Source organism: Vibrio fluvialis (assembly GCF_900460245.1).
GTDB lineage: Bacteria > Pseudomonadota > Gammaproteobacteria > Enterobacterales > Vibrionaceae > Vibrio > Vibrio fluvialis.
Window position 1 is genome coordinate 1,060,453 of the sequence record NZ_UHIP01000002.1, and the last position, 23,799, is coordinate 1,084,251.

The following is a 23,799-nucleotide window of genomic DNA, read 5'->3' on the forward strand; positions in this document are numbered from 1 at the left end:
TTTTATCGCGTGATAGAGCGTTTCTATCACGCGCAGCCCATGGGCGGTTCAGTGTTTGAAGTAAAAATAAGTGCCGAATTTAGAGTGGGTTACTCGAATTAATGCATCGGTGTGCTTATTCGGAATGTATGCGTCTGGAGCGTGAGTCGAGATTAAAAATAACGTCTGCCTTCATTTAAGAATGAATCAATAAATTACTTTTTGTGTGGTTATTTCTGCTTTGTCTGAGTGATAGATTTCGTCGATGATTAATTCAATAAGTTCAATTGGACGGTCGTAAAAATAAGATTTACGCTCTAGGGAAATAAAAGGCACGACCAAAAATATCGTTGGTTGTGTTTAATTACAACTCAATGAACCTTATTTATTTCGTGCATCTTTGTGCATCAATATAAGCACAAGTGGTCGAAATCATATTTGCCATCGCTCACCGGTAAATAACGCATCGTTCATTGAAATTCCTAGAGAGGAGTGTCGTCATGAACCAAAAGGAACACATTAAAGAGTATCCCGGACCTGCAGCAGGCTGGGGCGCGCTCAAAGCGGTCACCAAAAGCTGGTTAGGCAGTGAGAATGCGTTTCGTAACCTGAGAGCGATGTTGAAAACCAACCAGAACGGCGGCTTCGACTGTCCGGGATGTGCGTGGGGTGAATCGCCTGAAAACGGGATGGTGAATTTCTGCGAAAACGGCGCAAAAGCCGTCAACTGGGAATCCACCAGCCGTCTTGTGGATCCGGATTTCTTTGCCAAATACAGCGTTTCGGAACTGGCGAAACAAACCGATTACTGGCTGGAATATCAGGGCCGCCTGAGTCATCCGATGCGTTATGATTCTGAAACCGATCACTACGTCGAAATCTCCTGGGATGATGCGTTTGCGATGGTCGGACGCCACCTCAACGCGCTGGCGTCTCCGGACGAAGCGGAATTTTACACCTCCGGTCGTGCCAGCAATGAGGCAGCGTACATTTATCAACTGTTTGTGCGAGCGTTTGGCACCAATAACTTTCCTGACTGTTCAAACATGTGCCACGAAGCCAGTGGGATTGGCATGTCCGACACCATTGGTGTCGGCAAAGGGACAGTGGTATTTAAAGATTTGGAATTGGCGGATGCGATTTTTGTCATCGGCCAGAACCCGGGAACCAACCATCCGCGTATGCTTGAACCTTTGCGTGAAGCAGTCAAACGCGGCGCGCAGGTGATCTGTCTGAACCCGCTCAAAGAACGCGGTTTGGAACGCTTCCAACACCCACAACACCCGATCGAAATGTTGAGCAACGGCTCGGAGCCGACCAGCAGTGCTTATTTTCGCCCCGCTTTGGGCGGGGATATGGCCGTGTTCCGCGGTATGGCGAAGTTTCTGCTGCAATGGGAGCGCGAAGCGCAAGCATTGGGTGAAGCGCCGGTTTTCGACCACGATTTTATTCGCGAGCATACGACGGGCGTGGATGCTTACTTAAACGTTGTCGATCGCACCTCGTGGAAACACATCACTCAGCAATCGGGGTTGGGACTTGATGAAATCGAAGTGTTGGCGCGCATGTATCGCCGTGCTGAACGCGTGGTGATGTGCTGGGCGATGGGGCTGACTCAGCACCGCCACTCTGTGCCGACCATTCAGGAAGTGGTGAATTTACAACTGCTGCGCGGGAACGTTGGCAAGCCGGGGGCAGGGCTGTCGCCGGTGCGTGGTCACAGTAACGTGCAGGGTGACCGCACCATGGGGATTGATGAACAACCGCCGGAATTTCTGTTGGATGCGCTGGAAAAACGCTTCCAATTCAAAGTGCCTCGCGAACATGGTCATAACGCTGTGCTTGCCATCAAGGCGATGGAAGAGAAGCGCGCCAAAGTGTTTATCGGCCTTGGTGGTAACTTTGCGCAAGCGACGCCGGATACACCACGTACTCATGATGCGCTGCGCAATTGTGAGCTGACCGTGCACATCGCCACCAAACTGAACCGTTCACATCTGGTGACTGGTCGCGATGCGTTGATCCTGCCATGCCTTGGCCGTACTGAAATCGATATTCAGGCCAACGGCCCGCAGGGCGTAACGGTTGAAGATACCTTCAGCATGGTGCACCTCTCCTATGGTCAGCTCAAAGCGCGCTCGCCATCTCTGCGTTCTGAGCCTGCGATTCTGGCGGGGATTGCCAAAGCGACACTGGGTAATTTCCCAATCGACTGGGACTGGGCGATTGCTGATTACAGTCACATTCGTGATTTGATTGCTGACACCATTCCCGGGTTTGAAAACTTCAACCAGCGTTTGCAACATCCGGGCGGTTTTTACTTGGGCAATACGGCGGCCCGTCGTGAATGGAATACCGCCAGCGGGAAAGCGCAGTTTGCTGCGCCAGCACTACCGGATCAACTGGTGAACGAAAACGTCATTCAACGCGGCGATGCGCCGGATCTGATCCTGCAAACCCTGCGTTCTCACGATCAGTACAACACCACGTTGTATGGGCTGGATGACCGTTATCGCGGCGTGTTTGGCATGCGCGATGTGGTGTTCGTCAACGCAGAGGACATTCGTCGTCTGGGCTATGAACCGGGCGATAAAGTGGACTTGGTGACCTTGTGGGACGACGGGCTGGAGCGCCGTGTCACCGGTTTTGAACTGGTGGCGTATGACATGCCAACCGGGCAGGCCGCGGCGTATTACCCGGAAACCAATCCGCTGGTACCGCTCGACAGCTACGGCGATCGCACCTTTACGCCGACCTCCAAGTTTGTGGCCATCAAACTGGAAAAAGCCAAACCAAGCAGTGTGATTCCAACCACTGCACTGTAATTCGGTTTACCTCTGTTTATCTCATTGGCCCTGCTTGGTGTTGTGCGGCAGGGTCAGCGACCTCTGAAAGATTAAGGATTCTGGTATGTTTCATTTAGAGGCTCTCGACCTGGCGCGCATTCAGTTTGCGTTCACGGTGTCGTTTCACATTATTTTCCCAGCGATCACCATTGGGCTGGCCAGTTTTCTCGCGGTGCTGGAATGGCGCTGGATGAAAACCGGCAATCCGGTGTACAAAAATCTGTATCACTTCTGGTGCAAAATTTTCGCCGTTAACTTTGGCATGGGCGTGGTGTCCGGCTTGGTGATGTCGTACGAATTTGGCACCAACTGGGCACGCTTTTCTGATTTCGCCGGCAGTGTCACCGGACCACTTCTGACCTACGAAGTGCTGACGGCTTTTTTCCTCGAAGCCGGATTTTTGGGTGTCATGCTGTTTGGCTGGCACAAAGTCAGCCGCCGCATGCACTTCTTTGCCACGGTGATGGTGGCGATCGGGACGCTGATTTCAACGTTCTGGATCCTGTCGTCCAACAGTTGGATGCAGACCCCGCAAGGTATTGAAATTGTGGATGGCCGCGTGGTGCCTGTCGACTGGTTTAAAATCGTGTTCAACCCGTCATTCCCGTACCGACTGGCGCACATGGCATTGGCTGCCTTCCTGTCGACGGCATTCTTTGTTGCCGCTTCAGCGGCCTGGCATTTACTGCGCGGTCGCAAGAGTGCTGAAGTGAAAAAAATGTTCTCAATGGCTATGTGGATGATTCTGCTGGTGGCACCACTGCAAGCGGTGGTGGGCGATGCACACGGTTTAAATACGCTTGAGCATCAACCCGCGAAAATTGCGGCGATTGAAGGGCACTGGGAAAACAAACCGGGCGAAGCGACGCCGTTGATCCTGTTCGGGATTCCGGATATGGACGCGGAGAAAACCCGCTTCAGCCTTGAAGTGCCGTATCTGGGCAGCTTAATTTTGACCCACAGTCTGGAGAAACAGGTCCCGGCGCTGAAAAGCTTTGCGAAAGAAGACCGACCGAATTCAACCATCGTGTTCTGGAGTTTCCGCGTGATGGCTGGCCTTGGCATGTTGATGATTCTGTCTGCGTTGACCGCGTTGTGGCTGCGTCGCAAAGGCAAACTTTACGACACCAAACTGTTTCATCGTTTTGTCCTGCTGATGGGGCCATCGGGACTGATTGCGCTGCTAGCAGGTTGGTTCACGACGGAGATCGGCCGTCAGCCATGGGTGGTGTACGGCATGATGCGCACCCGCGATGCGGCGTCGAACCATGATGTATTGCAGATGAGTATCACGCTGGCGCTGTTTGTCATCATTTACTTCTCGGTGTTTACCGTCGGGATCACTTACATGATGCGCCTGGTGGGCAAAGGCCCGACAGCGGTTGAGCAAGAACGCGTGAGTGATGACCCGCTCAGTCTGGCGAAATAAAGGAGGACAACATGACCATTCAAGGTATCGATTTATCCGTGATTTGGGCCGTGATCATCGCGTTTGGCTTGCTGCTGTACGTGATTCTCGATGGCTTTGACTTAGGCTTAGGCATTCTTTTTCCGTTCATCTCCGACCCGAAAGAGCGCGATGTGATGATGAACACGGTTGCGCCGGTGTGGGATGGCAACGAAACCTGGCTGGTGTTTGGCGGTGCGACGTTGTACGCCGCATTCCCGCTGGCGTATTCCGTCATTCTGGAAGCGCTGTATCTGCCGCTGGTGCTGGTATTAGCGGGGCTGATTTTCCGTGGCGTCGCATTTGAGTTTCGCTTTAAAGCGTCAGCCAAATCTCGTCACTGGTGGGATAAAGCGTTCATCGGTGGCTCGATCATGGCGGCGTTTTTCCAAGGCGTCGCGCTGGGCACTTACGTGGCGGGCATTCCGGTGGTGAACCGTCAGTTTGCCGGGGGTGATTTTGACTGGTTGGCGCCGTTTCCACTGCTGTGTGGGTTGGGTTTGACGCTGACCTACGCGCTGCTGGGCAGTACCTGGTTGCTGATGAAAACCGACGGCATGCTGGAGAGCAAAATGCGCCACTACAGTCGCCCGCTGACTTACGCGTTGATCGTGATGATTACGATGGTGGCGGTGTGGACCGCGTGGTTAAACCCGCAAGTGGCTGACTTGTGGCTGAGTGGTCATCACTGGGTCTTTACGGCGTCAGTGGAAGTGTTGGCGGTGATTGCCGTGGCACTGATTCTGCGTAATCTGCGCAAACGCCACTCTTACAAACCGTTTGTTGCCACGCTGTTTTTGATTGCACTCGGCTATGTGAGCCTGATGATCAGCATCTGGCCGACCATCATTCCGCCATCGGTTGACTTCTGGCAGGCGGCGTCACCGCTTTCCAGCCAACTGTTTGCGTTGATAGGCGTGCTGTTTATCCTGCCCGCGATTCTGGCGTACACCGCTTGGGGTTACTACGTCTTCCGTGGCAAAGTGCAGGTGGGCGAGGCGTATCACTAACACCATCCCGCCAATAAAAAGGGCTTCAGATGACTGAAGCCCTTTTTGCGTGAGTGCGGAGAACGCTCTTTTGGCTTGAAGAGCTGGATTGATGGATTAGCGCGTCAGCGCAACGGCTTCTCGGGTCAGGCGCGCCAGCTCTTCCCATTCCCCGTTTTCGATCAGCGACTTTTCGACCATCCAGGTACCGCCGCAAGCAATGACGCGCGGGATCGCCAGATAGTCATTCACGTTGGACGGTTTGATGCCGCCGGTTGGCATCAGTTCCAGATCGGTATAAGGCGCAAGCAGAGATTTCACCATGCTGATGCCGCCAGAAGGCTCGGCCGGGAAAAACTTCATGGTGGTCAGGCCCATTTCCAACGCTGCTTCAACGGCACTTGGGTTGTTGACGCCGGGGATGATCTCAATGCCCAGCTCCTGACAGGCGCGCACGGTATTCGGGTTAAAGCCGGGCGAAACGATGAACGTGGCGCCGGCTTCTTTGGCGGCAATCACTTGCGCGCGGTTAAGCACTGTTCCCGCGCCAATCAGCATCTCCGGTTGAGATTCACGCAGCAGACGAATAGCTTCTTCGGCTGCATCGGAGCGAAACGTAATTTCAGCCACCGGCAGGCCGTTTTCGACCAGCACTTTACCCAGAGGAATGATGTCCTCCGCGTTGTCGATGGCAATCACAGGAATAATTTTAAGAGCTTTAATTTGTTGTTTAATGTCAGACATGGTTGTTCCTTATTGGGCCAGCAAAGCGGCCTGAGTATGTACTTTGTCGATAATCGCGCCGCGATGCTGAATGACAACGCTAGCAAGTTGGTTACCACGCTGGCACGCGTCAACCAGTGAGTGACCCGCCAAATAAGCGGAGAGAAAGCCGCCATTGAACGAATCGCCAGCGGAGGTGGTGTCAACCACGTTGGCGACTGGCGTTGTCGCGACACTGTGAGTGACTGAGCTGCGCTCCTGAACCGAACACCCTTGCGCTCCGTTTTTGACCACACAGTGGTTTACGCCGAGCTGGGTCAGGCGACTGAGCGTTTGTGAAGGCGTGACATCACCCCATAACAGTTGTTCGTCATCAAAGGTGACCAGCGCGAGATCGGTGATCTGATACATGGCTTCGTAGATGAATCTGACGGTCGCGTGTTGGTCGTTTGGCCACAGAGCCGGGCGAAAATTGCTGTCGAAGGCGATTTCCACCCCTTGCTGACGCAGCTGTGCCAGCAGATGCAGCAGTTCAATCCGATCCTTTTCTGGCAATATGGCGAGGGTGATGCCGCTTAAAAACACCATGTCCACCTTCGACAAAGCGCACTTGATCGCCGCGAAATCGGCATGTTGCATCAGATAGCGCGCGGCAGATTGATTGCGCCAGTATAAAAAGGTGCGCTCTCCCTGCTCATCGAGTTGGATTAAGTACAACCCCGGTGTTCGTTGTTCATCCCGCAGCACCCACTGCGTCTCGATACCTTCATTCTGCCAACGCTGGATCATGCCCTGACTGAGCGGGTCGCTGCCCAAAGCGGTAACGTAGGAGACGCGAATATCCTGAGTTGCCCCGTTGGCTTCGCGGCCGCGGCAGAGGTAAATCGCGGCGTTGAGGGTATCGCCGCCGAATGTTTGCTGCATAGGGCCGAACGGTTTCCCGTTCAGCTCAATCATGCATTCGCCGATGATGGCGATGTGTTTCATCGCTCAGCCCCTCACTTCAAAATAACGCTGGGCGTTGCCGAAACAGATGTTTTCGACCATCGGGCCGAGTAGCGACAAATCGTTAGGCACTTCGCCATTTTCTGCCCAACGGCCAAGGACGTCGCACAGAATGCGACGAAAGTATTCGTGGCGCGTGTAGGAAAGAAAACTGCGTGAGTCGGTCAGCATGCCAACAAACTGGCTAAGCAGGCCAAGCTGAGACAGTTGCTCAATCTGGCGCTGCATGCCGTCTTTCTGATCGTTAAACCACCATCCCGAACCAAACTGCACCTTGCCCGCAATGCCGCCACCCTGGAAGTTGCCGATCATGGTCGCCATCATTTCGTTATCTCTGGGGTTGAGGCAGTACAAAATGGTGCGTGGCAACTGGTTCGATTTATCCATCTCATCCAACAGGTGCGCCAGTTCAAACGCAAACGGGCGGTCACCGATGGAATCAAACCCTGCGTCGGCGCCAAGCAGCGCAAACATGCGGCTGTTATTGTTGCGCTGGGCACCAATGTGCATCTGCATCACCCAGCCTAGCTGAGCATAACGCTGGCCAAGCCAGACTTGCACCGCGGTTGAAAACTGGGCGCATTCTAATTCGCTGGGTGTCTGACCGCTAAGACGGCGCGCGAGCAGGGCATCCAGTTCCTGTTCCGTCGGAATAGGAGCAAAACGCACAATCTCAATCCCATGGTCGGCAGCGCGGCAGCCGTGCGCGTCGAAGTGCGCCAGACGTTTATCGAGTGCGTTGAGCAAATCGCCAAAGCGGATAATCTCAATATCCGCTGATTGCCCCAGTTTTTGCAGGTAATCGGCAAAGCCATCGAGTTCAATCTTAAACGCTCGATCCGGGCGCCAGCTTGGCAACACGGCGATGTCGAAACTGTCGTCCTGCGCAAGGGCGTGGTGATGTTCAAGGGTGTCGGTAGGATCGTCGGTCGTACCTGCCATCACGACGTTCATTTGTTGCATGATGCCGCGAGCCGAGAACTCAGGAGTGGCCAACAGTTCGTTGCACTGGTGCCAAATGGTTTCGGCGGTCTGCGGACTGAGCAGCGTACCAGTAATGCCAAAGGGGCGACGAAGTTCCAGATGAGTCCAGTGATACAGCGGGTTACCCAGCGTTTGCGGTACGGTCTTTGCCCAGGCAAGATACTTGTCATAGTCGCTGGCATCACCCGTGATCAAGGATTCTGACACACCGGCAGAGCGCATACCGCGCCACTTGTAGTGATCGCCAGCCAGCCAGATTTGCGTCAGGTTTTCGAAGCGGCGATCGCTTGCGACTTCCGCCGGATTGAGATGACAGTGATAGTCATAGATCGGCTGCTTGCTGGCGTGCTCGTGGTAGAGGCGACGAGCCGTTTCCGTGGAAAGTAAAAAATCTTCGCACATAAAGGTTTTCATCGTATCTCTCCTTATAGCGCCGCGACTGTCGCGCGGGCACCGTTATCCAATAGTGACTGATAGGCGCGGCTCACCGCGTCAATAACCTGCGGGTTTTGACCCAGTTCGCGTGGAAAGATGGCTTCGATGCCGAGTAATGCCGGTACGACGGAGACATGAAAACCATGCTGATCACAAATGTGGCGCAGTTGTTCTGCCATCGGATCACGCACATCAATCTCGTTGCCTGCTTCATCAATCCCCGAAACGTAGCGCATCCAGCCCGCGATCGCGGTGGCAATCCAAGAGAAATCGGTGCCATTGGCTAAATGGTATTTCAGGCTGCCACCCATACGCTGCGGGATCTTCTGGCTGCCGTCCATGGCGATTTGCCACGTACGGTGTTTCAGGCTCGGATTGGTAAAACGTTCAATCAGCAGCGTGGCGTAGGCTTTCAGGTCTGTGCCTGCTGGCATAGTGAGAGACGGTGCCTGCGCTTTCATCATCATGTCGAATGCCGCTTTGCGATAGCCAGCATCAGTCATGGTGTCTGAGATGTGGTCGTAGCCACCAAGATAGCCCAGATACGCAAGGAATGAATGGCTGCCATTGAGCATTCTCAGTTTCATCTCTTCGTAGGGCACAACGTCCGCGACAAACTCTGCGCCAGCGACATTCCACTCAGGACGACCTGCGACAAAATTGTCTTCGATCACCCACTGACGAAACGGCTCACAGGCAATCGCGCATGGGTCGTCACAGCCGAGTAAGGAGGCAATGTCATTCAGTGTTTCCGGCGTTGCGGCAGGCACGATACGATCCACCATCGTGCAGGGAAACGTCACGTGCGTTTCAATCCAGTCACGAAACTCAGCATCAAGTGACTGCGCAAATTCAAGGATTGCCGCTTTGGCTACATGGCCATTTTCCTGCACGTTGTCGCAAGACATGACGGTAAACGGTGGCAGGCCTCGTTCGCGGCGTAATTTCAGCGCCTGCACGATATAACCCAGCGCCGATTTGGGGTGTTGTGGAGTCAGCAAATCCTGTTGAACCAACGGATTGTTCTTATCCAGCTTGCCCGTTGCCGGGTCCGTGCAATAGCCTTTTTCCGTGATGGTCATTGAAACAATCGCGACCTGAGGTTCGGCCATTTTTTCCAGAATGGCTTGGATGCCATTTTTAGCCGGGTGCATCGCCTCGGTAACCGAACCAATCACTTTAACTTCGGTACTTTCTGCGCCTTTTTCGGCAACAGAATAGAGATGATCCTGTTTACACAGCGACTGGATCAGCGACTCTCCGCCAAACAGGTTCACTTCGCAAATGCCCCAATCGCTGTCGGTTTTCGCCAACATCTCGTGGGTGAATAGTCCTTGGTGGGCGCGGTGAAAGGCGCCAAAACCCAAATGCACGATTCGGGTCACCAAACGGCTTCGGTCATACTCTGGCAGCGAGATGCCAGAGTTGAGTGGTGTATTTGCAATATTCTTCATCTTGTCAGGCTCTCAGATGGAAAAACGAGAAGTGTGGCCGGCCAGTTCACCGTTGATAACCAGTTGCCGTGTTTCTGTTTGTGGCAGTCGAATCTCGATATTTGAATAATCGGGTTTGAAGTCACCACGTTGAGTCAGCGATACATGAATGTTCTTTGCATCGCTGGTCACTGACAGCGCTAGTTCCAGATACTGACCATCCTGATAGGCATAGCTTTCACCATCGTCATCGAAAATGGTCTGAGTAAAGCTGTGCGCGCCCTGAGCAGGGAAGAGCAAAATAGTACGCTGGTGATCGTCCTGAGTGTTCTGCACACCGACGTCGCGATTGAGTGGCAACGCGCATCCGGCTTTGACCAACAGAGGAAGGGTTTCCAGTTCAGCCGGCAACGTGATGGTTTGACCCGCGCTAAACCATTGATGAGTGTAAAAGTCATACCAGCCAGCGGTGTTATCCGGCAGATAGACCTCGCGCTCGCGCTGACCCGGTTCAACGACAGAGGCCACTAACAGGGATTGGCCCAGCATAAAGTCGTCATTTTCTGACCAGGTATTGGCGTCGTGTTCATGATCAAGAAACGTCGGACGCAGCATCGGCTGGTGATGGCGGTGTGCCTGCCAAAGCGCATCGTACAGATAAGGCATCAACTGGTAGCGTAAGGCCATCGACTTTCGAATAATCGGCCTCACTTCCGGATACATCCATGGTTCGTTGACGGTGCCGTCATCATTCCACGAATGAATCGTAAAGCGTGGGTGCATCACGCCATTTTGAACCCAGCGCACGAACAGTTCAGGATCCGGCTTGTCGCCAGAGAATCCACCGACGTCATGACCCAGGTTATAAAGACCGGACAGACTCATGCCCAGACCCATTTTTATGTTGTATTTGAGGCTGGTCCAGTTGGTACGGTTATCGCCACTCCAGGTTTGTACGTATCGGTTCATGCCCGGACAACCGGAGCGGGAAATCAGATACGGGCGCAGGTGTGGCGCGAATTCACGTTGCGCATGGTAGGAGGCTTTCATCATCAGCAGCGGCTGCAGTGGTCTGATCAAACCCACCGGAATCGGATTGCCGAAGCCGAAACAGCGCGCGTCTTGATCCCAGATCTCATATTCGTTGTTGTCGTTCCAGGTTGCATCGATGCCCTTTTCAAGCAGCTGCGTGGTGACATTATGCTTCCACCAATCAACGGTTTTCGGATTGGTGAAATCGAGGTGCGAGCCGTCTGCATCCCAGAACACCGAGATTTCAGGAGTGTCGCTTTCGGAATCCTGAATAAACAGACCTTGCTGTTTGACGTCCTGATACATCGGATGATCGTGAAGTAAACACGGTTTGATGTTAGCCGCCAGTTTTAGGCCGTGCTGGTGGAAATGCGCTGACATGCCTTGCGGGTTTGGTACTTTGTCGCTGTTCCAGTTAAACACGTAGCGCTTGTCACCGATGGAGGTATAGCCGGACGACAGTTGGAAAGAGTCGCAGGGAATTTGATGCTCCTGACATTGATCGACGAAACTCTCCAGCAATTCCTGAGAATTGGGTTCATCGGTATAGCGCATGGTTGAACCACTGTAACCCAGGCTCCATTTCGGTCCGAAGAGGGTGCCGCCAGTTAACTTGGTAAATGCGCGGGTCACATCAAGCACGCTCGGGCCAAGAATGAAATAGAAATCAAGATCGCCATCCTCCGCGCGGTAGCTGCGGTATTTGATGTGATAGTTGTCGAGCTCATTACCCAAATCGAACCAGCAACTGGCCAGGTTATCGTAAAACAGACCATAGCTGACGTTTTTTGGCGTGCGTGTGATGTAGAACGGAATGTGTTTATACAGCGGGTCGGTTGAGCTGGCGTTGTAGCCCATTGCATCCAGGTTACGCATTTCAAAACGGCGCCCTTCGCGGTTCAGGTTGCCTGTTTTTTCACCCAGACCGAAGTAACATTCGTCATCACCGCGATGCATGAAGTGCGCGATGCCTTGTGAACCGGTTGCTAACTGAATAGCCCCCGTTTTACGATCGTGAGCCAGCGGCTGCCAATCGCCCTCAGAGAAATGGCTCCAGTGCAGTTGCAACGGTTGAGTGATGGTCAGTTTGAGACGATCGGTGGCAATTTCGATCTCATCATCTGAACGTGTAAGTTGATAGTCAGGCAGTGAATAGCCTTGTGTGGAGGTTCTTTCTCGGCCGTTCCATGCGATATCGTCGGCTGAAGGCGAAACGGTCCAGGTTCTATCAAGGCGTAACTGCTGATTTTTCTTTACCAGCACACGAAAGATGTCTTTTTCGAGAACGAAGATGTGCAGCGTGTGTTTCGAATCGCATCGAAGAATCACTTCGTTATCTTGAGCTGAATCCCATTCCCAATGTTTGAGCGTTTTCATTATTTAGTCCTTAAATTGGAGCGCACAAGCTGTGCGCTCCGAGAATGCAAGCGAGATTAATAACCAAGGAAGGCGTGAGGCAGCGCCAGGCTGATCTCCGGGACATAAGTGACGAGCATCAGCGCCAGCACCAATACTGCGTAGAAAGGCAGCAGAGGTTTAATGACTTTATCGATTTTCACCTTGCCGACAGAGCAGCCGATGAACAGGGCGCTTCCTACTGGCGGCGTACAGATACCGATACACAGGTTGAAGGTCATCATGATGCCGAAGTGAACCGGATCCATCCCTAAATCCATCGCGATAGGCAAAAAGATAGGGGTAAAGATCAGCAGGGCCGGTGTCATATCCATAAAGACGCCCACAATGAGCAGAATCAGGTTGATGATCAGAATGACGACCATGGGATTTTCGGACACGTTCATCAACGCATCGCTGATCATGTAAGGAATATCGGCATTCGCCATGGCCCAGGACATGCCCATTGAGGCACCGATCAGCAGCAGAACAATCGACGTGGTAACCACCGATTCCAGAATGATGGAAGGCAGTTGCTTGAGGGTCACTTCACGATAGAACACCACCGCGAGAAGCAGGGTATAGATGACCGCAATGGCAGACGCTTCTGTTGCGGTAAAAATACCACCGATAATACCGCCCATGATGATGATAATCAGGCCAAGGCTTGGCAGCGCATCCAATGTTTTTTGCAACACAATTTGACGGCTTGGCTTTTCGGAAACCGGGTAGTTACGTTTTTTGGCAATCAGCGCCGCGACAATCATGAGTCCCAAACCCATGATCAACCCCGGGATGTAACCGGCCAGAAACAGCGCACCAATTGACGTGCCGCCAGAAATCAGTGAATAGACAATAAAAGTATTGCTGGGCGGGATAAGTAAACCTGTCGGGCAAGAGGTAATGTTGACCGCCGCGGAATACGCCGGATCGTACCCTTCTTTCTTTTGCAGCGGAGACATGGTGCCGCCGACTGCGGCTGCAGAGGCGACTGCTGACCCTGAAATTGCGCCGAACATCATATTCGCCAGCACGTTAACGTGAGCCAGTGATCCCGGTAATTGGCCGCCAATCACTTTCGCAAATTCGATCAATCGCAGCGCGATGCCACCCTGATTCATGATATTGCCCGCGAGGATGAAAAACGGAATTGCCAGCAGCGAGAAGCTATCAAGGCCAGATGCGAGTTTTTGAGAAATCACGGCAATGGCTGCGTCAAACGGTAACGACAGCATCACGGTCAACAGCGAAGAAATAGCGATACCAAATGAAATCGGCACCCCTAATCCCAGGAAAACAAAGAAGGTACCAAACAGAACGATAATAATTTGCCAATCCATGAGTCAAATTCCTATTTAAATTGGTTAGCCACAGAATCCACTTTGCGCTGCTTTCCGCACTTCAGTGTTCTCAGGTTGGTCAAAAAATCGGCTGATAAGTAGATCAGCATGAACACGCCACTTAAAGGAATGGCGGAGTAAACGTACCCCATTTGCAGATTCAGAGCAGGAGAGACCTGGCCACTGGCGAGGATTTGCAGCATCAGTTTCCCACCGCCGTAAATCATGATCACGCTGGCGAAAATGACGCTTACGATGTTGATGACGAGGCGAAGAACACCAAGCTTTGTAGGCTTGTTCTCTAACATTTGTTCAAGTAATTCAATCGCTAAGTGGCGTTTTTGCCCCAGGGTATAGGCAGCGCCCATCAGGCCGACCCATATAAAAAGGAAGCGGGCAAGTTCATCGGTGGTGGTGCTTGGTGCATTGAGCACGTACCGAGAAAAAACTTGCCAGACGACGCAGGCAACGAGAAAGCTGGATAACACGATGCAGAACGTCGACAGCCCCCGATTAATGATGCCTATTAACTTGTCCATAATGACTCCTGGTAAACCAATTTTTGTTATAGGTGTGTAGGGATAGGTTGTTTTCCTTAAAATCGGTTGAGATTAGAGCATGTGAAGACAAAATGGCCTGTGATCAAACTCTCATTAATATTTGGTCTGAACAGTTGGGTGTGGTTTTTATGATATTGGTCAACCAATTTGAAGTTTTTGGTTGAAATTGGTTTGCTTTGACAGATAAGTTAATAGGGAATTACTGCAGATGAGATAGGAATACATGCAGTACTCATCCAGTGATCTGAAAGATAACGCATGAAAACAACATAATTCTAAATGGAGAACATTATGCGGTTTAGTAAAAAAACACTGTCTGCCGCTATGGCATGTGTGGCTGCTGCTTCAATTTCTTTTTCTGTCTCTGCTACCACTATTCTAAAACTGAGTCATAACCAGGATCGCAACCACCCGGTGCACAAGTCGATGCAATACATGGCCGACAAAGTCAAAGAGTACACCCATGGAGAGGTGAAAATTCGCATCTACCCGAATGGACAACTGGGCACGCAACGCGAATCAATGGAACTGTTGCAAAATGGTGCTCTGGATATTGCTAAATCCAACGCCAGCGAGCTTGAGTCGTTTGAACCGGCTTACGGCGCGTTCAACATTCCTTATATCTTCCATGACCGCGACCACTTTTACCGCGCCTTAACCGGTAAAGTGGGTGATGAAATTCTCGATGCATCAAAGGGTAAAGGTTTTATTGGCTTAACGTATTACGACGGTGGTGCGCGCAGCTTCTACGCTCAAAAGCCGATTAAGTCGCCGGCGGATCTTAAAGGGATGAAAATCCGGGTTCAGCCGAGCCCGACTGCGGTCAATATGATTAAGCTAATGGGCGGCGCACCAACACCTTTGGCTTACGGTGAACTGTATACCGCGCTGCAACAAGGTGTGGTGGATGGCGCAGAGAACAATGAAACCGCGTTGACCAACTCACGTCATGGCGAGGTGGCGAAATATTTCAGTATGGATGAACACACCATGATTCCTGATGTATTAGTCATCAGCGAAAAATCGTGGAACAAACTCACTCCTGATCAACAAACGGCAGTGCGTAAAGCGGCAAAAGAATCGATGCTGTATCACAAAGATTTGTGGACCAAGATGATTGCTGAAGCGCAGGAGCAAGCAAAATCCGCCATGGGCGTTGCATTTGTACCTGTCGAGAAGCAGCCGTTTATCGATGCCGTAAAACCGATGCACGATGAAGCGCTGAACAATGAAGCGATTGCGCATTACGTGAAGGAAATTGATGCATTGGCATCAAATTAGTTAGCCAAATCAAAGGTTGACCTTAGATTGGTTGACCAATTATTTAGGGTTCGATTATAGTTGCACCTGTACAAAACAATACCGGTAGTGAATTAAGTGAGATCATATGGGTATTCAGACAAACTTGAGTGTTAGTGTTGGCATGATTAATCCAAAACGTCTTTATCAGGAAATTGGCCTCGGGCTGCAGAAACGTATCGCATCTGGTGAATTTGGTCTCGGGGATCGATTACCTCCCGAGCGTGAAATCGCCGAAGAGTTGGATGTGAGTCGTTCTGTCGTTCGCGAAGCCATTATCATGCTGGAACTTCAAGGGTTTGTTGAAGTACGGAAAGGGTCGGGAGTTTACGTCATTAAACTTCCGAGCTCTTTAAACGAAGATCAGGATCCTGAGTTAAATCGCAATAGCGATGTTGGTCCGTTTGAACTGTTACAAGCTCGTCAGGTTTTAGAAAGTCAGATCGCTAGTTTCTCTGCTTCTAATGTCACTAAAAATGATATTTCTCGTCTTCGTTCTTATTTAGACCAAGAGAGAATTAATCTCGAGAGTGATAAAGAAGATTACGAATGCGATCGTATGTTCCACTTAACGATCGCTGAAGCCTCTCAAAATAGCGTTCTGAGTGACATTCTCCAAGACCTATGGAATCGACGAGAAGAGAGTCCAATGTGGCAACAATTGCATTCACGCATTACCAGCAACACCTACCGTTACCAATGGTTAGAGGATCACGAAAAAATCCTCTTGGCGTTGCAAAAGCGTGACCCGGAAGGGGCAAGAAAGGCGATGTGGCAGCACATCGAAAATGTTAAGCAGACGTTGTTCAAATTATCCGATGTGGATGACCCTTCTTTTGATGGCTATCTGTTTCGCTAATTCTTTGGATATATCGCTGTAGCAGTCATACGACGTTGCTCAACAATATATAACTAGGAAACTATTATGGAACAAACTTGGCGTTGGTATGGCCCAAGCGATCCTGTGTCTTTGGATGATATTAAACAGGCAGGCGCGACGGGAATTGTAACCGCTTTGCATCATATTCCGAACGGGGAAGTGTGGAGCAAAGAGGAAATCCTCAAGCGTAAAGCTATTCTTGAAGCGAAAGGTTTCAACTGGTCGGTGGTAGAAAGTGTTCCTGTACACGAAGAAATTAAGACTCGCACAGGCCAATACGCGCGTTGGATTGAAAACTACAAGCAATCGCTGATCAATCTGGCAGAGTGCGGCATCGATACGGTGTGCTACAACTTCATGCCGGTGTTGGACTGGACGCGTACTGATCTGGAATACCAGTTGGCAGATGGCTCGAAAGCGCTGCGTTTTGACCAGATTGAGTTTGCTGCATTTGAACTGTTTATCCTCAAGCGTCCGGGCGCTGAAGCCGAATACACTGAGCAGGAACAACTGCAAGCGAAAGCCTGTTATGAAGGTATGTCTTCGGCACAAATCGAAAAACTCACCTCAAACATTATTGCGGGATTACCTGGCGCAGAAGAAGGTTACACACTGGAAGAGTTTCAGGCTCGTCTGGATACTTATCAGGGTATCGATAAAGACAAATTGCGCGAGCATATGGTGCTGTTCCTGCAAGAGTTGATGCCAACCTGTGAGCAGTATGGTCTCAAGCTGGCGGTACATCCGGATGATCCACCGCGTCCGATTCTGGGCTTGCCGCGTATTGTCTCGACGATTGAAGATATTGAAGCACTGACAACGGCAGTACCAAGCATGATGAACGGTATTACCATGTGCACCGGTTCTTATGGTGTGCGTGGCGATAACGATCTGGTGCGCATGATTGAAACGTATGGCGATCGTATTTACTTCACGCATTTACGTTCGACCCTGCGTGAAGAAGGCAACCCGATGAGTTTCCATGAAGCGGCGCACTTAGACGGTGATGTCGACATGTATAACGTCATCAATGCGCTGCTGAAAGAAGAGCACCGCCGCGAACAACAGGGCAACGTGCGCCGCATTCCAATGCGTCCTGATCATGGGCATCAGATGATTGACGATCTGAAAAAGCAAACCAATCCGGGCTACTCGTGCATTGGACGCTTAAAAGGACTGGCGGAGATCCGCGGGGTTGAATTGGCGCTCAAACGTGCCTTTTACACCAATTAAATGTGATTAAAAAAGGAACGCTGAGCGTTCCTTTTTTTCTATCTATTGCGTCAACAGCCAGCGGGCGGTAGTTTCGTCGGTGACCAACCCATTGATCCAGCGACCGCGCAGCGCAGCGAGGATGGCGGGGCGTTTGTCTTCACCACAGGCAGCGCCAATGCGTGGGCAGTCATTGCTGCGAATGTCATGGCTGGTGATGAAGGTGTTGATGGCGCAATCAATCACATCACCTTGGGCGTTGATGAAGCGGCCGAGAATTTCTCCCACGGCGCCTTGTTGATTTAGCTCGTCGGCCTTATCGGCGGAGATAAAGCCATCTTGGATGATTGGGCTTGCTTTACTCAATGAGCCGATACCGATAAACACCACGTTGGCATTGCTGGCTACGGCGGCGACTTCCTCAAACACGCGCATGCCGGTCCAGACTTTCAGTTCATCGGCTGACAGGGCGTAACGCGGCGCAGGTAACTGGTAATAGTTGGCGCGAATTTTCCGCGCCAGAATCAGCGGCACATCATCGTAGTAGTTACATTGACCATTCACACCCATCGCGCTGATCAGCGCCACGCATTGGCTGTTGGGCGATTCGAAATCAATCCGGTTGATCGCTTTTTTCAGCGTCAGCCCCGAGCCGATGCCGATAATTTGATTCTGCTGGTCTTTGACGTATTTCGACATCAACTGAAAGCAGCCAAACGACACGTTATCTAAGGTTTCCTCGCCGCTGGTGGTGGGGACGATGTTGCACTCCACCAGTTGATACTTCGCTTTCAGCAGTTCTGCGTAATCTAAACAAGTTGAAATCGGGTGGTGCAGGCCAACCGAAACAATGCCTTCCTCTTTGGCTGCCGCAATCAAACGTTGCACCACCGGACGGGATAAACCGAGTTCAGACGCAATATCGCTCTGATTGCGGCCGGAGATGTAATACATCCAGGCGGCACGCACCATTTGGTCGGTTTTAAAACTGTCGTCTCTTGCCACATTTCATCCTTACTATTCAATGTCTTGAGCCTGTTCTAAAGCTTTGATTTTTCGTCTTGGGCGCGCGAATACCTCGTATCTTCTCTCGAACGTCTTCGGAGTGCAATAGTTATCAATTACCCACAAATGAACAAAAGACCTTTAAATGGTCTTTTGTTCATTTGTGATCTATGGCTCTTTATTTGATAATTTGATCGATTAGAGTGGCGTCATTCAATAAGAACGAGGAATCATCATGAAAAACCAATACACGTGGCTTCACATCGGTCTGGGTTCATTTCACCGCGCGCACCAAGCGTGGTATCTCCACAAATTGTTGGAATCGGGCGATCAATGCTGGCATATCGCTGCGGGCAACATCCGCAATGATGCCGAAGCCACCGTCGACGCGTTGCGAGCGCAAAACGGCGAATATGTGCTGGAAACCGTGAGTCCGGCGGGTGAGCGTCACTACGAAGTCATCAAGTCGATTCAAACGCTGCTGCCTTGGCAAGCCGATCTTGCACCGCTGATTGATGAAGGGGCCAAGGCGCAGACGAAAGTCATCGCTTTTACCGTGACCGAAGGCGGCTACTACCTCAAAACTGACCAAACGCTGGATGTCGACAGTGCGGTTTTAAGCGCTGATCTCAATGGCGGTCATCAAACCATTTACGGCACCGTGACGAAAATTCTTGAGCGCCGCATGGCAGACGAGGCAGGCCCGGTGACGCTGCTTAACTGTGACAACGTGCGTCACAACGGCGAGCGTTTTCGCGATGGGTTGATGGAGTTTCTGACGCTGACTGGCAAAACCGATGTGTTGCAATGGGTGAAAGAGAACACCACCTGTCCGAATACCATGGTCGATCGCATCACGCCGCGCCCAGCGGCCGATCTGCCGGCTCGCATCAAACAGCAAACGGGCATTGATGATCAAGCACCCGTGATGGGCGAAACCTTTATTCAATGGGTGATTGAAGACAACTTTAAAGACGCTCGACCAGCGCTGGAAACGGTGGGCGTTGAAATGGTGGATTCAGTGATCCCGTATGAAGAAGCGAAAATCCGCATTCTCAACTCGTCGCACAGTTGCATTGCGTGGGCGGGCACCTTGCTGGGGCAGTCGTTTATTCACGACAGCACGCTGACCGAGAGCATCTACAAAATTGCGCATGATTACGTGACGCAGGATGTGATCCCTTGCTTGGGTGACAACGGTATCGACCTGCCCACGTATCGTGATGTGGTGCTAGAGCGTTTTACCAACCCATACATCAAAGACACCAACCAGCGTGTGGCGGCAGACGGTTTCTCGAAAATGCCGGCGATGATCACTCCAACGATGATCGAATGTTACCAACGTGGCGTCGCACCGCAAGCAACCGCAATGTTGCCTGCGTTGTTCTTCGTGTTTATGCAGCAATGGCACCAAGGTGCGCTGCCTTATGAGTATCAAGACGGCATTCTGGATGCGGCGGCAGTGCATGCGATGTTTGAGTCGGCAGACCCGATTGCACTCTACGCACGTGACAAAGCATTGTTTGGTGAACTGGCTGAGCGCGCTGAATTTGAAGCGCTGCTGCGCGAGAAAATCGCCGCCGTTTACCCCATGATTCAGTAAGGAGCAGGTATGTATTTAGGAATTGACCTTGGCACGTCGGAAGTGAAAGCGCTGGTGATTGATGAGCACGGTGAAACCGTCGCCACACACAGTGCGCCGCTGACGATTCAACGCCCGCATCCGCATTGGTCTGAGCAAGCGCCGCAAGAGTGGTGGGAAGCCACCAACTATCTGATTGGCGCGTTGCGAGAAAAGTGCACCGAACATTGGGGCGCGATCAAAGCGATTGGCCTGTCGGGGCAGATGCATGGGGCCGTGCTGCTGGATGATCACGACGCGGTGATTCGCCCGGCGATTTTGTGGAACGACACGCGTTGCCACGAAGAGTGCGCGGAACTGGAAGCGGCAGCGCCGGATTTGCATGACATTGCGGGCAACTTGGCCATGCCGGGATTTACTGCGCCGAAGCTGATTTGGGTGCGCAAATATGAACCGGAAAACTTTGCGCGCATTCATACCGTGCTGCTGCCGAAAGATTACCTGCGCCTCAAAATGACCGGACGCAAAGTCTCTGATATGTCGGATTCGGCTGGCACCTTGTGGCTGGATGTCGCCAAGCGCGATTGGTCCGATGCGCTGCTGGATACATGCCAACTGACGCGCGCTCAGATGCCTGAATTAGTGGAAGGGTGCGATGTGTCGGCGTCACTCTCGGCAGAGATGGCGCACAAATGGGGCTTGAGTCCATCGGTGATTGTTGCTGGTGGCGGCGGTGACAACGCCGTGAGTGCGATTGGTGTTGGCGCGGTGAATCCGGGCGATGCATTTATCTCCTTGGGCACATCCGGGGTGCTGTTTGTGGTGAACGAACAATATCGCCCCGCGCCCCAATCGGCGGTGCATGCGTTTTGTCATGTGCTGCCACAGCGTTGGCATCAGATGAGCGTCATGCTCAGTGCCGCCAGTTGTTTGCAATGGTTCTGCCGTATTATCGGAGCGACCGAGGTGGAACTGCTGGCGGACATTGAGCAGTTGAGTGAGGAAGAAAAAGCCAAAGCGCCGCTGTTCTTACCGTATCTCTCAGGGGAACGCACGCCGCACAACGACCCGCAAGCCATGGGCATGTTCCACAGCATGAGCCATTCAACCAATCGTGCGTTGTTGGGTTATGCCGTGATTGAAGGCGTGAGCTTTGGGATTGCCGATGGTCTGCGCGTGTTGCAAGACAGCGGCACCCAGGTTGACCAGTGTTCGTTGGTCGGCGGCGGCGCTCGCAGCCCATTCTGGGCGCAGCTGCTGGCAGACACCCTCGGCCTGCCGATTGTGACGCACAAAGGCGGTGAAACCGGCGGCGCACTGGGCGCTGCGCGTCTGGCATGTTTAGCGTCCGGTAAATCCGTGGCACAGGTGTGTAAAAAGCCAGACATTCACCGTATTTACCAACCTTGCGCGGATCGCAAACCCGTGTTGAGCGAGCGCTATGCTCGGTTCCGTGCCCTCTATCGAAACGATTTGGCCTTACGGTCATAACCTCGGCCATTAAGAGCCTATTTAAAAAGAATTTTTAGAAGAATCATCACAAACCTCATGGACTACGCCCCTGCAAAGGGGCGTGGGATTCCTTTACCCTACGAAACGAGGAATATATGGAAAACGTAAGCAAACAGTGGCTTGGATTGCCGCTCAATCTGATCTGGGGATACATCGCGATTGCCATCTTTATGACCGGCGATGGCTTTGAGCTGGCATTCCTGTCGCACTACATCACTGAGTTGGGCTTTACGCCAGCGCAGTCCTCTTTTGCCTTTACGCTGTATGGTTTGGCTGCTGCGCTGGCAGCTTGGGTATCCGGTGTGGTTGCAGAGATCATCACACCGCAGAAAACGATGAAAATCGGCTTCTTGCTGTGGTGTACTTTCCACGTCCTGTTCTTAACCTTCGGGTTGGGGCAGTCAAACTACGCGCTCATTTTGCTGTTTTACGGCATTCGCGGCTTTGCCTATCCGCTGTTCCTTTATTCCTTCATTGTGGTGATCGTGCACAATGTGCGCAGTGATGGCGTCAGTTCCGCGCTAGGTTGGTTCTGGACGGTGTATTCGATCGGTATCGGCGTGGCCGGAAGCTACATTCCAAGTTTCACCATTCCTTGGATTGGCGAGCTGGGTACTTTGTGGCTGTCATTGGCGTTTTGTGCCGCTGGCGGTTTGATTGCCATGATTGCGCTGCGTAAGGTGAAAACGCCAACGCACATGCACAATCTCACCACCAAACAGAAACTGACCGAGCTCAGCCGCGCCGTGACGCTGCTTTACACCAACAAAAATGTGCTCTATTCCAGCTTTGTTCGCATCATCAATACGCTGTCGCTGTTTGGTTTTGCGGTCATCATGCCGATGATGTTTGTCGACGATTTGGGCTTTACGACATCCGAATGGCTTCAGGTGTGGGCGGTTTTCTTCTTCACCACCATCTTTTCCAATGTCTTCTGGGGCATCATGGGCGAGAAACTGGGCTGGTTGAAGGTGGTGCGCTGGTTTGGCTGTGTGGGCATGGCGTTGTCTAGCCTTGCGTTCTATTACATTCCCCAGCACTTTGGCAATAACTTCGCCATGGCGCTGATCCCGGCGATTGCGCTGGGTATTTTTGTTGCCGCATTTGTACCCATGGCGGCCGTCTTTCCTGCGCTGGAACCCAAGCACAAAGGCGCGGCGATTTCGGTCTATAACTTGTCGGCCGGTTTATCGAACTTTTTGGCGCCAGCGATTGCGGTGATCGTGTTGCCGTACTTCAGCACCATCGGGGTAGTGATTACCTATACTGCCTTGTACGTGCTGGCGTTTTTCTTCACCTATCGCATCAAGGTGAACCAACCTGGATTTGAAACCGAATTTGTTGATTCAGGTAAAGTCACCGTTGCTTAACACGGTTTAGGGTATGGCAATGGCTTTGGTTGCCATACCTTTTTTATTTTTGAGGTAAGTATGAACAAAAAAGCAGTAATTTTTGATATGGATGGCGTGATCATTGACTCCGAGCCGTTGTGGCAGGAAGCGCAGATTGAATCTCTGGCCGGGTTCGGTGTGGCGATCACGCGTCTGGATTGTGAACAACTGACCATGGGTAAGCGCATTGATGAGATTGCGCGCACCTGGTGTCAAACGTATTCGTTGGCGGTTGACTCAGAAGTGTTAGAAACCCTGATTCTGACCAAGCTGTGTCAGCGCATTTCGGCAACGGGCGAAGCGATGGCAGGCGTGTACGACGCCTTACGATTTTTTGTCGAACAGGGCATGCGCATTGCGCTCGCGACCTCTTCAAACCACGTGGTGATCAAAGCAGTGTTTGACCGTTTATCGCTTTGGGACAAATTCAGCGTGATTTGCAGTGCGGAAGATGAAAAGCACGGCAAACCGCAACCGGATGTGTACCTGACCGCCGCGCGCAAACTCAATGTTGCGGTGTCGGATTGCTTGGTGATTGAAGACAGCTTCACCGGCTTAACTGCGGCCAAACGTGCTGGTATGACGACATATCTGGTCTCGCCTGAGAGCCAACAAGACAAATTTGCCATCGCCGATGCGCGATTTTTGGATCTTAACACCGTGATTGCTTCGTTACGCAACGCGATTGTCGGTTAGTCCAATATTTCATTGCGGTTAAAGTGGCCGCAATCATTTAATTTATTATGGACT

The 23,799-nt window shown here is 51.9% G+C and carries 18 protein-coding genes; 10 read left to right on the top strand and 8 right to left on the bottom strand.

Going from position 1 to position 23,799, the window contains the following annotated elements:
* Positions 1–479 precede the first annotated feature (479 nt).
* From DYA43_RS19940 to cydB, 3 genes are all read left to right on the top strand, one after another.
* Complete coding sequence (locus DYA43_RS19940) at positions 480–2,804, top strand: FdhF/YdeP family oxidoreductase (protein ID WP_061055473.1); 2,325 nt, start codon at positions 480–482, stop codon at positions 2,802–2,804.
* Positions 2,805–2,889: 85 nt separating this feature from the next.
* Positions 2,890–4,254 carry a cytochrome ubiquinol oxidase subunit I gene (locus tag DYA43_RS19945; protein WP_061055474.1) on the top strand — a complete coding sequence of 455 codons (1,365 nt, stop codon included), beginning with the start codon at positions 2,890–2,892 and terminating at the stop codon, positions 4,252–4,254.
* 11 nt (positions 4,255–4,265) lie between these two features.
* Complete coding sequence (cydB, locus tag DYA43_RS19950) at positions 4,266–5,282, top strand: cytochrome d ubiquinol oxidase subunit II (protein WP_061055475.1); 1,017 nt, start codon at positions 4,266–4,268, stop codon at positions 5,280–5,282.
* A gap of 96 nt (positions 5,283–5,378) precedes the next feature.
* Here cydB and DYA43_RS19955 read toward each other — a convergent pair whose 3' ends face one another.
* From DYA43_RS19955 to DYA43_RS19985, 7 genes are read right to left on the bottom strand one after another with little or no spacing between them, the layout of a single operon-like run.
* Positions 5,379–6,005: a bifunctional 4-hydroxy-2-oxoglutarate aldolase/2-dehydro-3-deoxy-phosphogluconate aldolase gene (locus DYA43_RS19955; RefSeq protein ID WP_020329179.1), complete on the bottom strand. Its 627-nt coding sequence runs from the start codon at positions 6,003–6,005 to the stop codon at positions 5,379–5,381.
* 9 nt (positions 6,006–6,014) lie between these two features.
* Positions 6,015–6,971: a sugar kinase gene (locus DYA43_RS19960; protein ID WP_061055476.1), complete on the bottom strand. Its 957-nt coding sequence runs from the start codon at positions 6,969–6,971 to the stop codon at positions 6,015–6,017.
* Positions 6,972–6,974: 3 nt separating this feature from the next.
* Positions 6,975–8,387 carry a glucuronate isomerase gene (gene uxaC / locus DYA43_RS19965; RefSeq protein WP_061055477.1) on the bottom strand — a complete coding sequence of 471 codons (1,413 nt, stop codon included), beginning with the start codon at positions 8,385–8,387 and terminating at the stop codon, positions 6,975–6,977.
* Positions 8,388–8,398: 11 nt separating this feature from the next.
* On the bottom strand, positions 8,399–9,862 hold the full coding sequence (locus DYA43_RS19970) for a fructuronate reductase (RefSeq protein ID WP_061055478.1): 1,464 nt from the start codon (positions 9,860–9,862) through the stop codon (positions 8,399–8,401).
* Positions 9,863–9,874: 12 nt separating this feature from the next.
* The gene (locus tag DYA43_RS19975) at positions 9,875–12,250 is read right to left on the bottom strand and encodes a glycoside hydrolase family 31 protein (protein WP_061055479.1); all 2,376 of its coding nucleotides are present in this window, start codon (positions 12,248–12,250) and stop codon (positions 9,875–9,877) included.
* 56 nt (positions 12,251–12,306) lie between these two features.
* Entirely contained in the window at positions 12,307–13,608 is a 1,302-nt protein-coding gene (locus DYA43_RS19980) for a TRAP transporter large permease (protein WP_020329184.1), read from the bottom strand.
* A gap of 11 nt (positions 13,609–13,619) precedes the next feature.
* The gene (locus DYA43_RS19985; RefSeq protein WP_024374297.1) at positions 13,620–14,147 is read right to left on the bottom strand and encodes a TRAP transporter small permease; all 528 of its coding nucleotides are present in this window, start codon (positions 14,145–14,147) and stop codon (positions 13,620–13,622) included.
* A 312-nt stretch (positions 14,148–14,459) separates the two neighbouring features.
* Between DYA43_RS19985 and DYA43_RS19990 the strand changes: the two genes are divergently transcribed.
* The 3 genes from DYA43_RS19990 to uxuA all read left to right on the top strand — a co-directional run bounded on the left by DYA43_RS19990 (position 14,460) and on the right by uxuA (position 17,580).
* A complete protein-coding gene (locus tag DYA43_RS19990; RefSeq protein ID WP_020329186.1) occupies positions 14,460–15,449 on the top strand; it encodes a TRAP transporter substrate-binding protein in 990 nt (329 codons plus the stop codon).
* 106 nt (positions 15,450–15,555) lie between these two features.
* Positions 15,556–16,326, top strand: coding sequence for an FCD domain-containing protein (locus DYA43_RS19995; RefSeq protein WP_020329187.1), 771 nt, complete (start codon positions 15,556–15,558; stop codon positions 16,324–16,326).
* A gap of 66 nt (positions 16,327–16,392) precedes the next feature.
* A complete protein-coding gene (uxuA, locus tag DYA43_RS20000; RefSeq protein WP_032081168.1) occupies positions 16,393–17,580 on the top strand; it encodes a mannonate dehydratase in 1,188 nt (395 codons plus the stop codon).
* A gap of 42 nt (positions 17,581–17,622) precedes the next feature.
* On the opposite strand, the gene DYA43_RS20005 is transcribed toward uxuA, so the two are convergent.
* The gene (locus DYA43_RS20005) at positions 17,623–18,564 is read right to left on the bottom strand and encodes a sugar-binding transcriptional regulator (RefSeq protein ID WP_004726908.1); all 942 of its coding nucleotides are present in this window, start codon (positions 18,562–18,564) and stop codon (positions 17,623–17,625) included.
* Positions 18,565–18,799: 235 nt separating this feature from the next.
* Between DYA43_RS20005 and dalD the strand changes: the two genes are divergently transcribed.
* From dalD to hxpB, 4 genes are all read left to right on the top strand, one after another.
* Complete coding sequence (dalD, locus tag DYA43_RS20010) at positions 18,800–20,167, top strand: D-arabinitol 4-dehydrogenase (RefSeq protein WP_061055480.1); 1,368 nt, start codon at positions 18,800–18,802, stop codon at positions 20,165–20,167.
* Between the two features lie 9 nt (positions 20,168–20,176).
* A complete protein-coding gene (gene xylB, locus DYA43_RS20015; protein ID WP_061055481.1) occupies positions 20,177–21,637 on the top strand; it encodes a xylulokinase in 1,461 nt (486 codons plus the stop codon).
* A 116-nt stretch (positions 21,638–21,753) separates the two neighbouring features.
* Entirely contained in the window at positions 21,754–23,028 is a 1,275-nt protein-coding gene (locus DYA43_RS20020; RefSeq protein ID WP_020329192.1) for an MFS transporter, read from the top strand.
* Between the two features lie 60 nt (positions 23,029–23,088).
* Positions 23,089–23,745 (top strand): hexitol phosphatase HxpB, encoded by a 657-nt coding sequence (hxpB, locus tag DYA43_RS20025; RefSeq protein ID WP_061055482.1) that lies wholly within the window; start codon positions 23,089–23,091, stop codon positions 23,743–23,745.
* The last annotated feature ends 54 nt before the right edge of the window (positions 23,746–23,799 follow it).

Coding starts and splice junctions, on each gene's coding strand:
- DYA43_RS19940 (WP_061055473.1), top strand. CDS start 480: ATGAACCAAAAGGAACACATTAAAGAGTATCCCGGACCTGCAGCAGGC.
- DYA43_RS19945 (WP_061055474.1), top strand. CDS start 2,890: ATGTTTCATTTAGAGGCTCTCGACCTGGCGCGCATTCAGTTTGCGTTC.
- cydB (WP_061055475.1), top strand. CDS start 4,266: ATGACCATTCAAGGTATCGATTTATCCGTGATTTGGGCCGTGATCATC.
- DYA43_RS19955 (WP_020329179.1), bottom strand. CDS start 6,005: ATGTCTGACATTAAACAACAAATTAAAGCTCTTAAAATTATTCCTGTG.
- DYA43_RS19960 (WP_061055476.1), bottom strand. CDS start 6,971: ATGAAACACATCGCCATCATCGGCGAATGCATGATTGAGCTGAACGGG.
- uxaC (WP_061055477.1), bottom strand. CDS start 8,387: ATGAAAACCTTTATGTGCGAAGATTTTTTACTTTCCACGGAAACGGCT.
- DYA43_RS19970 (WP_061055478.1), bottom strand. CDS start 9,862: ATGAAGAATATTGCAAATACACCACTCAACTCTGGCATCTCGCTGCCA.
- DYA43_RS19975 (WP_061055479.1), bottom strand. CDS start 12,250: ATGAAAACGCTCAAACATTGGGAATGGGATTCAGCTCAAGATAACGAA.
- DYA43_RS19980 (WP_020329184.1), bottom strand. CDS start 13,608: ATGGATTGGCAAATTATTATCGTTCTGTTTGGTACCTTCTTTGTTTTC.
- DYA43_RS19985 (WP_024374297.1), bottom strand. CDS start 14,147: ATGGACAAGTTAATAGGCATCATTAATCGGGGGCTGTCGACGTTCTGC.
- DYA43_RS19990 (WP_020329186.1), top strand. CDS start 14,460: ATGCGGTTTAGTAAAAAAACACTGTCTGCCGCTATGGCATGTGTGGCT.
- DYA43_RS19995 (WP_020329187.1), top strand. CDS start 15,556: ATGGGTATTCAGACAAACTTGAGTGTTAGTGTTGGCATGATTAATCCA.
- uxuA (WP_032081168.1), top strand. CDS start 16,393: ATGGAACAAACTTGGCGTTGGTATGGCCCAAGCGATCCTGTGTCTTTG.
- dalD (WP_061055480.1), top strand. CDS start 18,800: ATGAAAAACCAATACACGTGGCTTCACATCGGTCTGGGTTCATTTCAC.
- xylB (WP_061055481.1), top strand. CDS start 20,177: ATGTATTTAGGAATTGACCTTGGCACGTCGGAAGTGAAAGCGCTGGTG.
- DYA43_RS20020 (WP_020329192.1), top strand. CDS start 21,754: ATGGAAAACGTAAGCAAACAGTGGCTTGGATTGCCGCTCAATCTGATC.
- hxpB (WP_061055482.1), top strand. CDS start 23,089: ATGAACAAAAAAGCAGTAATTTTTGATATGGATGGCGTGATCATTGAC.